This window comes from Lysinibacillus sp. FW301-JW8 (assembly GCF_058788755.1).
Map to the genome: position 1 here is coordinate 21648 of NZ_JBYTBB010000005.1, position 13396 is coordinate 35043.

Consider the following 13396-nt stretch of genomic DNA (forward strand, 5'->3'; position numbering starts at 1 on the left):
CTCCTCTATCCATCTATTCAATTATATCGGTCATAATTTTGGAATTTCCTTCGTTTTACGGAATATTTCTAAAAAGTGTATTTTCTCCTATTTCAAAATACAAAATAATATTTTTATGATCTCTATCTATACTTAGACCTTATGAGTGTCTAAATACTGATGCCATACTTTCTGCTTCTCAGCTGTCATTCCACCAATAATAGTAGAAAAATCAATCGCTTGATGAAATAGGTCTTTTAAGTAATAAAATTCCTCGAATGATCCTGTAATTTTTTTAAGTGAGGAAGATTTTGCAATAACCTTAAGATTCTCTATTGTTGACCCATCTAATTTTAAGCTTTTTAAATTTTTCAATACTCCAATTGCTGTTCCATCCTCAAGTACTGTATTCTTTAAAATGATTTCTCGCAATTGATGATTAGATGAAAGACAATCTAGACTTTTCAAATAACAATTTTCAATTGTTATTGCTTGCAAATTATTTAGGTGCCTTAACTGCAATAAATCTTCCTCTTCAATATTTTTCAACTGATGAATGTTTAATTGTTTTAAAGTGCTGATTTGAGCAATTTGTTTTAATTGTTCTTTATTTACGATTGATACGGATAAGGATTCAAGTGCCTGGCATTGTTGGAGGATTGATAAATCTTTAACATCTGTTTGATCCATTTCCAGATTTTTTAATCGTGGCATTCTGCCTAATGGGGTTATATCGAAAATCTTTGTATAATTAAAATTTAATTCTTGCAAATGCTCTAGATTTGCTAATGGCGTTAAATCACTTAATGGATTCTTAATTAAATAGAGTTTCTTTAGAGAAAGCATGTTATTTAAAGGGGTTATATCAGTCAATTGATTGTTGGTTAAAATTAATTCTCTTACTTCTGTACAAAATTGTAACGGTTTAATCTGCGTGAGATTTTTCCCTATTAAATACAATTTCTTTCTTTTGATAAAATCTTCTGGATTGGAGAAATCCTCTTGTATTATTTCTTTCCATTGAGCATCTAAGTCCTGCATCCATTTGGATGTATCCTCTTTAGATATAGGAGATACAGGGTTCAGAACAGGCAATTCAAGGCTTTTCAGTGCATCTAAAAAATGGGTGCTGTTTTTATAATTCCAGTAGAGATAGTCTTCCTCTTGTTCAATTTGATAATTTCCCTGTAAAATGGTTTCAGCGATAAATTCTAGAAAATCTGATAATTGAGTAGCAATAACATATTTTACTTCCTCATCACGCCCAAAATTAATGACCTGACCTATTTGCCCTTTATGATCTGGATCGACATCTATGCCAATATTATTACCGCCAAAATCCTTACTAATAGGTATCCAAAAACGATTAATATACCTTTCTTTTATGTATCCAGCTGGGACTGAATAAGAACTCCCCTCCATTGCAAACTCCTCTTCTAACTGCTCCCACACATGCCATTCCTGCAAAACATCATTTAATGGTAAAAACGGCAATCCAAAAAACAAACCGGGTCCGTCTTCCTTCTCTCCATTATGCATTAGATAGAGCTCTCTTATATCATCAGGAAATTTTATAACCATCTCCTTTTCAACCTTCTGTATCTCTTCCTCCGAGGCTGGGGGATTTAAAAAGGACGAAAATATTTGGTCTAACTGAATCTTTAATTTTTCCATTGTCAACTTAATCATAGTCGTTTACCTCCCTAATCAAAATTCGAATCATTTTCTTCGTTTAAACATTTTTCTAGAAAATCAAAAAGGCTCTTTGCAACAGTTGTTCGGTTTCCCCAATCATGCCAAAAATACAACACCTGTCCCACCACACCTTCTTCCGTTGGATCAGTATCAAGACAAAGATAATCGCCCCCACCATTTTCAGCAATAGGTATCCATTTTTTATGCCAAAGCATTGGTTTAACCTCAACACTGTACTCTATATTTGGAAGCAGATCGTCTGGGTCAAATTCCTCCTGTAGGAACATCCAATTTTCAATAATTTCTGAAATAGGAGAAAGTGTTAAATTTCTAACAAAAGGCTCTATTCCCAAATTCCATACTTGTCCATTATAAATGCCATAAAAACTTTTCATCTCCTGTGGAAGTGTAACACCTAAGGTATTTTCAATTAGCTGAAATTCTTCAGCTGTCGCACCAGACTGAAGATTCAATGCATCCTTGCCCTTTTTTTCAATGATACATTTCCATAAATTATTCGCTTGAGTATTCAATTAAGATTCCCCTCACTCTAAAAAGATTAATTCATCTCTCATATATATCGACATGTTCACACATCATCTTGATGCAATTTCCTTGCCTGATGAGTGGCTAAATCTGCATATCTTACAGGGATTGGTAGACGGCTATCTTTATCAATAAAATGCATTGTTATGTTTGTGGCTGTGTCTAAATCAATCCAGTTTCCACTCGACACAAATATAGGCTTAACATCCTTTCTACTTCTAAGCGCACGCCCATATACCTCTCCATCAATTTCGATATTAGTAAACGCTCCCCCAATATTGTCAGGCATCGTGAAATCTATATTTTCAATTTTGTAGTATGTCTTCGCTACGCCAATTGTCGGTTTCTGTAAGTAGAAGGAAGCATGTGTGGCAATTCCCATATGACGCTTATGTAAATAACCATTGCCATCAAACATATACAGGCTTGGATGAGTTTTCAGCTTTTTGACAGCTTCTAAAATAAGAGGCAATTCTCGAAATGCCAAGAACCCAGAAATATAAGGAATGGTAATTTCATTTATGTATGCAACTTGCTCTATCAATTTTTTTGAACTAAAATCAAAAACTTGTATACAGCAGACTCCATATTCCTTATTATTTTTATGCCAATAGGCAATATCTACGCCAGCTACAAGGCTAATTTGATTCTCTAAGAAATTATTTTGTAGAGAAATACGCTCCCTTAAATTATTTTGTTGTGAGGTAAAGTTTAGTATCATTTCTTCTTTTTCCAAGACTAAACATCTCCTTTCTTCTTCTAAATAAACATAAAACTTGTCAATTTCAAAGTAAAAACCTCCTAATCTTTACTTGCGCTGTGAATTCTGCACAATACAAAAAGATTAGAAGGTATGAAAATGGTTCATGTTTTGCTTTCTATTCATAGATTATCCTATATAAGCTTGCCTTTTATTATAGAGATCGTAGCCATAAGAAGTGGATGTATTCCCTTCATTCACCATGATTCGAATGGACATACCTTCCCCTAAATTCGTAATAATTGAGAACTGACCATTAAAAGCCTGTACTCGTTCCTGCATCCCCCTTATCCCCATGGAATCAGCAAGAATAATATCATCCATCTTACAGCCAACACCATTATCAGAATAATTGATCTCAAATCCATTTTCTGTTTCAAATAGGTTAATTTCAACAGTATCAGCATACGAATGTTTCAAGGCATTATTCAATAGCTCTTGGAAAAGACGATAGATCATTAAGTTCAAACGTTCATCCTCCAAATAAAGACGATCAATGGTGTAAATTAGAACAAATTCAGCACGTTTATGAATTTTTTGAATAAGCTTCTCAAGGGCAGCATTTAAACCTAATGTATCTATTAAAGGAGGCTTTAAATTTTCACAATAGCCTCTTAAATCATTCAAGGTAGCTAGCATATGTTCATGAATCTTCGAAAGCTTGGTTTGAATATCTACCGTATTCTTTGTATGGACAAGCACATCCATTTCCCTTGCGATATGTAGCTGTTCTTGTAGGTTTGTATCGTGTAACTCTTGTGCCAATTGATATTTTTCTTCCTCAAATCGCAGCCAAAGTAATTTATTGAGCCATGGCAGCTGGCTTTTATCCGCCGCTTTCATATGCTTTAACTGTTCTAATAAACCCTCAACCATTTTCGTATTTTCAATAAAATTATTTAAATACAGAAGCACTAGCTCTAACCATAGTAATTCCTCTTCTTTTAGATAAATTGATTGATTATGATCGACAACTAGAATTCGCTTAAAGTTAGCATCTTGATGAATAAAGGCAATGTAAAAATGAGCCGTTTTCTTAATATCCCCTAACCGTAGCTGCTCAATTAATACCTCATCCACTTGATTTTGTGTATATTCTTTTAATTTGCTCGTTGAGGTAACAGCATGTGTGTGAAAATCGTAGGTAAGTACATAAACATGATGAATTTCCAGATGCAAGGAGACTTCCTGAACAAATCTTTCTAGTAAATCCTCAATTTTCACGACTCTACCGATACTATCAACAGTCGTATACAATCGATGGATATAATCTCCCTTTGTGGAAAACAGGATTTTTCGCTTGCGATAATCGATTTTCTCTTTTATATAAAAAAGAGCGATTAACGATAAAAAAGTAAAAAAGAAGATTTCTGTCATTCTTGAAATCGATAAATCAGTAATCCAATAAAGACCAATCATTAGCCAAATCGTAAAGGCAAAGGAAAAATTAAAATAATGACGTAAGCGTGAAATAAAGTATTCCATATCAAATAGACGTTCAGTGAGCTGTGTACAAATAAAACTGTAAGGTATCAATACTAAAAAAAGAGAACAAATATCTGCCGAAAGTATTTGTTTATGAAAGATAACTTCTGGTAACGCGTATAGAAACAGAAAAGGCATAAACGGAATGATTATACTGCTCAATAAAATTTTTAATTGCGGTATTTTATATTTAAAATTCCCTGAAATCATAATCCCAAGAATTATGATAAGTAGTAAGAAAAATATCCCTAAGATTATATTTGAAAGCGCAACATGAGTAGATCTATCTGCAATACCATAAATGCTTAAAAATACTACCGTTAGAGGGAGTACATATAGTATCTTTATGTTATTTATAAACAACCATTTTATATTTAAAAAATCAAAGTAAAGCCTTAAAAAATGTATTAAAAGTACAGGACATAGAAGCATACTACTACGATTTACAATTATCCCTACATTGTTTAATATTCCAGAAGCTCCTATACTTACATATGCTAATGAAACTGTTAGTATAAATAAAATTAATAGATTTAATAATGGTGTATTTTTCTGTTTAAGATACAAATATACGGAAAGTATTAGTGATAGGAAGTAATATATAGTTGGTACAACAAATACATAATAAAATTGTTGAGGAATATCGAATGGTTTTATTTTTACATGTACTATATCACCATTAGGTTTCTCTAAAGTTAATTTATTTGCTGCACGTATTACGAATTCATACTTTACATTAGAAATATTTCTTATATCTTTCTCATCAACTTCTAATATAATATCTCCAGGCTCTATTTGATACTTATTAGCCCAATCCTTGTAGTATGGATTTGTTACTATCCAATTTCCGCCTTTTTCTACAATTTCAATATTTAAAAAGGGCTTACTATAAGATGTAAATAATAAATAGATTCCTATTATTACATATATACCTATAGTAAGCCAAAACCATCTAGAATTAGTTGATCTTAGTTCCACAAACGATTTTCTATACACAACTCTTCATCAAAAGAGTCTAAAATTGCCTTCTGTTCAAGTTCTGTAACACCAACAAGAGAAGCCTTTTTTTCTTTTAACAAAGATACTAACGACGGATTTTTTTCCAAATATTGAATCATGTTAATCATAAAATCTCCTCATTTCATATGTTTTATAGTTACACCTATTTATATGTTATTTATATCCTTTATGGAATTTATAACCAATATTGTAACTACATTTTCATTATACTATCTTTTTACATATATTCAACAATATTTTCTAAAAATTCCTAAAAAATAATAGATTATGTGTTTATTCTGCTAAATACGTCAATTTTTCTTTTAATGTTAAACACTATTAATTCACAAGACTGTAAGTAAATTTGCAATTGATAGGGTCTGTCTGCAAATACAAAACTGGTAAACTCCATTCTATATATCAAAACAATTGTTTAAAAAGATAAACTCATACCGATAGAAACCGTAAATACAAAGGAGGAATGATAGATGAAAATTACACTAAATCCATATGCAAATTTAGGAGCTGTTTCCTCATTTCAAATGAATCAAAATGCCACCCCGTTTGAAATCAAGAGTCAAGATGTAGATTCCAAGGAGACAGAGATTGAGCTTTCCAGAAAAAAGCATGCTGAATTTGTGCAATCCAGTAATGCGATTTTCCAGGGCACAACACCCACTCAATTAGTCAATACCCAAACAAATTCTATTACTATTTCAAAAGGTGTCTACTATCATATCGGCACTGTTAATGGTAAGCCGCTTAATGGAACACCTCTAACAGGTGGGGGCTTTAATTCCAATTTTAGTCCCCAGATATTTGTTCACCCTGATACTCCTGCTGGCACACCATTAACACCAGAACAATTGGAATCACTGCGTATCCATAAATCTTATTCTCAGCAGGAACGTCAAGAAGCGAATAAACTAGTTAGCATTTTTATGAGTTTAGTTCGTCTCGCTGATGGTAAAAGCTCAGTTGAAAGTATGAATACACCTGAATTTGCTCAAAATTTTCCGAAGTTTGCGGAAGGTGTAGGTCTTGATTTAACGCAACCCTTCTCTATCAACGGAAAATCCTTTGTGTATTCAAATGGAGCATTACGGTCAATTGCAGCTGAAGAATAACAAAATAACATTAAAATAGTAACGGTAGATAAGCTTTTACATGTTCTACCGTTACTATTACTGTAAACTACTTTTTAAAAAATAGATCTTCCTTTAGCTACTTTCCAAACTCTACGTTAGTTATAGGCAAAACTGTAGAAATTTTTATTTCTCTTAACGATAAGTTAGTTTGAATTCTTGATATACCAAGCTTATTTAACTTTCTTATAAAGCCATCCAGCTCCTTTCTGTCTCTTATCACTACCTTAAGCAGGTAATCGTATTCCCCTGTTAAACAATGGCATTCTAATACTTCCGACATTGCCTCTAAAGCATTTTCTAAAATATCTAATTGTTCGGCTTGATGGATATTTGTACTGATAAAAACATAACACAGTAAATCAAATCCAAGCTTCTCTTGATTTAAGATCGCCACTTGTCTATTAATAAACCCCTCACTCTCTAAGCGTTTAATTCTTGTGTGTGTCGCTGGCGGGGATAAATTAACACGTCTTGCAAGTTCGGCATTACTTATTTGAGATTCCTTTTGTAAAATATCTAAAATTTGTATATCGATTACATCTAAAATTTTGCTTACAAATGATTCCACTTAAATTCTCCTTTTATGATTATTCTAAAAACAAGCTTAAGAACACCCTTTAAATTAATTTTATTTTATCAAATATACATTTAACTTTCCTTTATTTCGTTTTTTTCTAATTATACAAAATAGTATTCCTTAAAATAAACAAAAACAATATAATAATTAACAAATCTATATAGGAAATGTCATTGTGCACAATGGCTTCTATTTTTCAACGTAAGAGTGAAAAAGGAGTTAAATGATATGTCAAAGTTTTATGTGTTATTATTACTATTAACAAGCTTGCTATGGGGAGGAAATTTTGTAGTTGGCAAATCTCTTGTAGATCATGCTTCACCGCTGACATTGACAAGCTTAAGGTGGATCATTGCTATTGCTGTCCTACTGCCTATGGTTTGGTGGAAGGACAAAAAAATAATCCCTTCCTCACATGCAGTTTTACCATTAATTTTGATGGGAATCTCAGGTGTTGCTTTATTTAACCTTCTTCAATTTTCGGCATTAGAACAAACTTCCTCAACAAATGTTGGGTTAATTTCAGCCTTAAATACTATTTCGATTTCTATTTTTTCATATTTATTTTTAAAAGAAAAAATCAATATACGACAAGTTTTATCTATGATTATTTCACTTTTAGGAGTCCTGATCGTTCTGTCCAAAGGAAAGATCCATCTACTATTTTCAGTTGATTATAATATTGGGGATTTACAGATGGTACTAGCTGTAGGTGTTTGGGGAATATACTCCGTATGCAGCTTTTGGGCTATGAAAACCACGTCACCTCTAATGTGTACCTTATATTCAGGTTTATTTGGACTTATTATTCTTCTACCCATGAATATCTTTGATTTTCATATTTATAACATCAATTATTCTTTTATTTTATCAATTTTATATACAGGTGTTATCTCTACAGTTGTTTGCCTTGTCCTTTGGAATATTGGCATACAAAAATTAGGTAACACAGCAGCTGGTATTTACTTGAATTTCAATCCAATTTTCACCGCCATCCTAGCGTTTTTGTTTTTAGGTGAACAATTGACATGGCTACAAGGTATTGGAGGATTAATTGTAATTATAGGGTGTTATTTATTCACATACTTTAAAAAATTAAAAGTAATTTCTACTGACAATGTTAGCGTAACTAATCTAAGAGATAGTAGTTAACCATATGAAAACCGTTATTTTGATGTTTCTTTTTCAAAATAACGGTTTTATATATTTGTATAATTATTCGATTCTCGTAGGGTACTCTATTAGATATAATTTCTCTAACTGATTAGAGAGTTTATTAAAGGAATTTTGCCAAGCCTTTCTTGCAACCTGTTTGTCATCGGCGTTTAAAATAGCTTCCTCTAATGCACGAACTTCAGCGACCTTTGCTAAATCATTTTCCGCTTTTGTCAGCTTTGAATTATTTTTCACTAAGCTTTTTTGTACTGTTGATAGTTTTTCATATTCACTACGTAAATTACCAACTTCGTTCTTTAAATTGGCTATATACTCGCCAGAGGTCACTAAATTATCAATCTTACTTACTAAGTCCAATGCTAAATCATTTGATTCACGCTGTTGTTTTTCTTCTTTAATGATATCATCCCGCATCTGACTTGGAACGAGATTTGCTTGCTGTGCTGTCAGTGCATTAAAGGCTTTTATCACATTTGGAATATTTTTTGCAGGATTTTCATTCATTCTATTATATTGAGTAATGAAAGCTTCCACCTTTTTAACATCTGCCATTGCTTGTTTTAAGATTGTATAATTGATAACTTTCTTTTGTTCTGCTGCTGAAAGGTTTTTATACTTCCCTTCCAGCTTTTTAATATCCTCTATACCTGCATTACCATCAGCAAGCATAGCAATCTCTTGATCTAATTCAGTCAAATCTGTATATATTGCATCATTTGTTAAAGAAGCAATTAAATTTTTATAGGTTTCATCTGCACCAGCAAGCTTTTGCTGATTGGCGGATAAGCTTAAATAAGCCTTTTGGACACCTTGAATTTTTGCATAGCGCTTTTTCAAATCAGCTTCCATTGCTACCGTTTCAGCTTTCTTTATAAATGACTGCACCGCTTTCACATCTTTTTCCGCCGCTTTTAATTCATTATAATTTGTCACATATTTACGCGCAGCTGATGTAAGCCCGCTTTTATACTCATTCACTAATTTTTCTATGTCTTGGGCATAGATTGTAAAACTACTGTTTGGTACCGCAATAACAAGATTAATTTTAGCAACAAAAGCAGTTCCCAATTCCTTTGCCTTCACCTCTGTTTCAGGCAATGGTTTATCACCAGGTGGTTGCTCAGATGGTAAAGGTGAGATTAATTTATCACTATTTTTCACTAAGGATTTTTGCAGCGTCGTTAATTTATTGAGTGCATTCAATGTACTGATATACGTCGAATTTAATTTTGAATCATTGACACCTACTGTATCCAACAATTGCTTATATTTTTCAATTTGTGCCGTCACATTATCTGCAGCTTTTATATCCTTCTGCAATTGTAAAAGCTCTGTATAACCCGTTACCTTTTTGGCATTATCCTTCGTCAACGTTTTATACATTGTAAGAGCTTTATTGATTTCCTTGATATCATCTATCGAATCGATTCCTTTATACTCAGTAATAGACCCTAATGTAATATACTTATCTATCACACTTTGAACATAGATAACATCTTTTTCCTCAGCCGTTTCTGCTATGGCAAGATTACTACCCGTATCAAAAAGGCTACTAGGTACTAGGCTTTGCTGTTTCACATTAAGCTTTTCATAGGCTGTGTGAATGCTTTTTGCTGCAGCGACCTGTTTCTTGGCAGTAGTATTGACATCTATTTTATTAGCTTTATCTAAAAAGGCCTGTACTTTTTTAATATCTGCCTTTGCTGTATTTAAAATATCCAGATTTTGAACGGTCGATTTATATTCACTGGAAAGCTTGGCAATACGATCCTCTATCGCCTTAATGTTCTCCTGTAAATGAGAAAGTGAATCCTTGTATGTTACCAATGCATAGGAAGATCCTGCTGTTGATAAATCTAAAAGCCCTAAGATTGATTTATTAATCTCTATTACCTCTGCAATGTCTGTATTCTGTGATGCACTTCCTAGGCCAGTCTGAATGTCAGGATAAATGCTCGTATCAATACTTCTTTGCAGTAAATCTAACTTTCCATATTCTGCATCTAGCGCTTTAAACTTTTGGATTTTAGCCGTACCATCCACTAATTTTTGTGCCTCGAGTATTTGATCTTTTATAGACTTCACCACTTTATAATCCTCTATAGCACGCTTTAAAATATCATAGTTGGTTACGTTTGCTTTAGCTGCTGCTGTTAATGCTGAATATTTACTTGTTAGGCTTGTTAGCTCATTACCGAATTGTTCAAAGCCTAAAGATTTATAGACGATAGCCTTATTTGAATTCCCTAATAAGTCATCAATAGATTTTACTAATCCTTCAGCTGGGTTATTAGCTACCTCTACCACCTCGGAGTAACTAGGACCTGTTTCTGTTGTACCAACTGTTACTATCACACGAACTACAATTTTATTAATTTGATTTTCTAATGCATCTGCAGGAATTTTATAGGTAGCCCCTGTCGCCCCAGAAATATAGGAATAGGAGTCACCCATTTTATGCATCCATTGGTAAGCATACGAAACCTGATCTGCTTTTAAATCTCTCGTATCATCTTTAACAGTTGGCTTAACAACGGATAATGTATCTCCAGGTAATACAAATTTTTCTGGTGAATAACCAATAATTTTTAATGGCGTAATAGTGGGATCAGGATCTAACTTTAACTGCAGCGCATCGATTGAGATTGGGTTACTTGTATAGTTTTTTCCTTCCTCTGATTTTGCCTCTACAACCAACTGTTTCCCTGCTGCTTCAACTGGAACGGTAAGCTCAATATTTGTTGCAGCTTTAATAGGTGTTTTCTTACCATTGTCAAAGAAATACCATTGGTAGCTCTTCATTACAGGCTTAGGATTTAGAGTATTAATCTCTGGATAGACCTTACCATTTACATATTTTTCTCCAGTTGCTTGTAAGGTAGCATGGACGAACATTTTGTCACTTAAATACTCAGTTCCATCTTTTGTCGTCACCTTCACAATAATCGCTTTATCAGCTAAACCTGCTGGTATCGATATCTTATTATCCACCACATTGATTGGTGTTTGGTTTTCTCCCTCAACAGAAAACCATTGATAGGAAACAATTTCTTTATCTTTTGGAACGAAGGAAGTATCGGCCGTTATTTCAGCCCCTTCAATATTATTTCCAATAATTTTAACAATACTTGCTTCAGCCGCTTGTATTTCCATTGGCACAATTAAAGCCGCTGGAGCTGCTGCCATTAAAAATAGTTTAGCTTTATCCATGTTCTCGCCTCTCTTACTATGTATCTATCTACACCCATTATAGCAATATTTTTTGCATATTAGCAATAATTGCCTAAGTCTTATAGTAATAGCTAACTAGGAAATTCTCTTTGATAGTGATAGTAAAAAAGTAGGTTTTTTTATTAAATGTCCTTTTATCAAGACCATCTTTAATTCTGATAATGCTTGGATCGATTCTAATAGATTTCGTTCTAGCACAATTAATCAGAATTTTTTCCAATATCTATTTTATGCTTAATTCCTAAATATTTCTGCTTCCTTATAAAATCCTGATAAATAGGATTTAAAGTCAAAAATAGAAACGTCAAATTACAACAAAAGGATGGATGGAAATGATAGAAAAGCTATCTCCTATTTCTGCCAAAGAGCGGATAGAAGCACTTGATATTTTAAGAGGTTTCGCCTTACTAGGAATCATGCTTGCGAATATTATTTGGTTCCTTTACCCAGTTTACATGCAGGAAGATCCAAGCTTTAACAATGAATGGACATCTTTTTGGAACCAAGCAGATTATTTAGTCAAGGTGATGCTTGCTATGTTTGTCGATGGTAAGTTTGTGATGCTTTTTTCCATGCTATTTGGCTTTGGAATGGTCATCATGCACGATAGAGCCGCTGTAAAGCAATTAAATTTCTGGAGCATATATTGTCGACGCCTTATTGCCTTATTTATCTTTGGCTGTATCCACGCATATTTCATTTGGTTTGGTGATATTTTAACAGACTACGCGATTTTAGGATTGTTACTGCTTCTAATGCATAAGTTAAAGCCAAATACTATGCTACTCATCAGTGTTGCTTTATATTGCTTGCTTTTTGGGCTTTTAACGCTGGGGGCCCTATCCACTGATCCAACAATGACCATGACAATATCAGACGAAAATCGTCAGCTTATGCAGGCTACGATAGATGCCCATCAAAATGGGACTTTTCAAGAATTACTGGATGCAAATTTAATGGAGAGAATTTTTTATACGATGCGTAATGGGCTCTACGTCCTTTATTTAGGCAATCCCCTATTGTATATATTCACCAATCTGCCCTTCTTACTTATGTTCTTATTTGGGGCAGCGATTGCCAAGAAAAAATGGATTCATCGTTTTCAAGAGTTTCGAAAAGGCTTTTTCATTACGTGGCTCATCACTTTGATTTTGGGTGGAACACTGAGTTGGATACTTCCCTTCGTTTTAGACAATCCATCAGCCGCTCCATTGATTCAATATATGAGCTCACCACTTCTTACCATTTTTTATGCCATTAGCCTACTTTTCATTTATCAAACGTTACATGGAAAGAAAGTATTGCAATGGCTCGCATACCCAGGGAGAATGGCCTTTACAAACTATATCGGTCAATCCATTATTTGTACGTTTTTATTTGGACCATTTGCGTTTGGTGTTTACGGAAAACTACACTTAACGTCAGCTATCTTAATTGCCATTGTTATTTTTGTATTACAAATAATACTTAGTAAGCTATGGTTATCCAAATTCCGCTTCGGACCATTAGAGTATATTTGGAGATCATTTACTTATTTGGGTATAAAAGATAAGATAAAGTAAGGTCCTACACCCCTAATGTTTGGGTCAAAAATCTAACTTTAGGGGTGCAGGACCTAGCTGCTTGCTCTTTTTCGGCTTCGTATGATTTTAGCTAAATTATTATAGTGATAAAGAATCTATAAATAAAAATTTGTTCTAATAAACTACTTTCTTTTGACTATAATTAATACTTATTATTGTAACAATAATGCACACTAAAAAACTGATAACGGCTTTTAGAATCTCTGTATTAGTCAAA

General features: G+C 33.2%; 10 protein-coding genes. 3 read left to right on the forward strand and 7 right to left on the reverse strand.

Annotated elements, in window-relative coordinates; all coding sequences use genetic code 11:
* Nucleotides 1-132: 132 nt before the first annotated feature.
* The 5 genes from AC3WOM_RS03270 to comX form a co-directional block, all read right to left on the reverse strand.
* The gene (locus AC3WOM_RS03270) at nt 133-1668 is read right to left on the reverse strand and encodes an SMI1/KNR4 family protein (RefSeq protein ID WP_492444934.1); all 1536 of its coding nucleotides are present in this window, start codon (nt 1666-1668) and stop codon (nt 133-135) included.
* 14 nt (nt 1669-1682) lie between these two features.
* Nucleotides 1683-2207: an SMI1/KNR4 family protein gene (locus AC3WOM_RS03275; protein WP_492444936.1), complete on the reverse strand. Its 525-nt coding sequence runs from the start codon at nt 2205-2207 to the stop codon at nt 1683-1685.
* Nucleotides 2208-2263: 56 nt separating this feature from the next.
* On the reverse strand, nt 2264-2941 hold the full coding sequence (locus AC3WOM_RS03280) for an endonuclease V (RefSeq protein WP_427541665.1): 678 nt from the start codon (nt 2939-2941) through the stop codon (nt 2264-2266).
* Nucleotides 2942-3109: 168 nt separating this feature from the next.
* Entirely contained in the window at nt 3110-5443 is a 2334-nt protein-coding gene (locus tag AC3WOM_RS03285) for an ATP-binding protein (RefSeq protein WP_492444937.1), read from the reverse strand.
* Nucleotides 5434-5592 (reverse strand): competence pheromone ComX, encoded by a 159-nt coding sequence (gene comX / locus AC3WOM_RS03290; protein WP_427541370.1) that lies wholly within the window; start codon nt 5590-5592, stop codon nt 5434-5436. The genes AC3WOM_RS03285 and comX overlap by 10 nt, the downstream gene beginning before the upstream one ends.
* Before the next feature lie 360 nt (nt 5593-5952).
* Here comX and AC3WOM_RS03295 point away from each other — a divergent pair, with 360 nt between their 5' ends.
* On the forward strand, nt 5953-6591 hold the full coding sequence (locus AC3WOM_RS03295; protein ID WP_492444940.1) for a hypothetical protein: 639 nt from the start codon (nt 5953-5955) through the stop codon (nt 6589-6591).
* A 97-nt stretch (nt 6592-6688) separates the two neighbouring features.
* On the opposite strand, the gene AC3WOM_RS03300 is transcribed toward AC3WOM_RS03295, so the two are convergent.
* Nucleotides 6689-7180: an Lrp/AsnC family transcriptional regulator gene (locus tag AC3WOM_RS03300; protein WP_492444941.1), complete on the reverse strand. Its 492-nt coding sequence runs from the start codon at nt 7178-7180 to the stop codon at nt 6689-6691.
* 237 nt (nt 7181-7417) lie between these two features.
* On the opposite strand from AC3WOM_RS03300, the gene AC3WOM_RS03305 reads away from it, so the two are divergent.
* Nucleotides 7418-8341: a DMT family transporter gene (locus AC3WOM_RS03305; RefSeq protein WP_492444942.1), complete on the forward strand. Its 924-nt coding sequence runs from the start codon at nt 7418-7420 to the stop codon at nt 8339-8341.
* Nucleotides 8342-8404: 63 nt separating this feature from the next.
* Here the strand turns inward: AC3WOM_RS03305 and AC3WOM_RS03310 are convergent, their stop codons facing one another.
* The gene (locus AC3WOM_RS03310; protein WP_492444943.1) at nt 8405-11575 is read right to left on the reverse strand and encodes a hypothetical protein; all 3171 of its coding nucleotides are present in this window, start codon (nt 11573-11575) and stop codon (nt 8405-8407) included.
* A gap of 353 nt (nt 11576-11928) precedes the next feature.
* On the opposite strand from AC3WOM_RS03310, the gene AC3WOM_RS03315 reads away from it, so the two are divergent.
* The gene (locus AC3WOM_RS03315; protein WP_492444944.1) at nt 11929-13158 is read left to right on the forward strand and encodes a DUF418 domain-containing protein; all 1230 of its coding nucleotides are present in this window, start codon (nt 11929-11931) and stop codon (nt 13156-13158) included.
* Nucleotides 13159-13396 lie beyond the last annotated feature (238 nt).

Excerpts from the sequence above, each read along its gene's own strand:
- AC3WOM_RS03270 (WP_492444934.1), bottom strand. The coding sequence starts at position 1,668 with ATGATTAAGTTGACAATGGAAAAATTAAAGATTCAGTTAGACCAAATA.
- AC3WOM_RS03280 (WP_427541665.1), bottom strand. The coding sequence starts at position 2,941 with ATGATACTAAACTTTACCTCACAACAAAATAATTTAAGGGAGCGTATT.
- comX (WP_427541370.1), bottom strand. The coding sequence starts at position 5,592 with ATGATTAACATGATTCAATATTTGGAAAAAAATCCGTCGTTAGTATCT.
- AC3WOM_RS03295 (WP_492444940.1), top strand. The coding sequence starts at position 5,953 with ATGAAAATTACACTAAATCCATATGCAAATTTAGGAGCTGTTTCCTCA.
- AC3WOM_RS03305 (WP_492444942.1), top strand. The coding sequence starts at position 7,418 with ATGTCAAAGTTTTATGTGTTATTATTACTATTAACAAGCTTGCTATGG.
- AC3WOM_RS03310 (WP_492444943.1), bottom strand. The coding sequence starts at position 11,575 with ATGGATAAAGCTAAACTATTTTTAATGGCAGCAGCTCCAGCGGCTTTA.
- AC3WOM_RS03315 (WP_492444944.1), top strand. The coding sequence starts at position 11,929 with ATGATAGAAAAGCTATCTCCTATTTCTGCCAAAGAGCGGATAGAAGCA.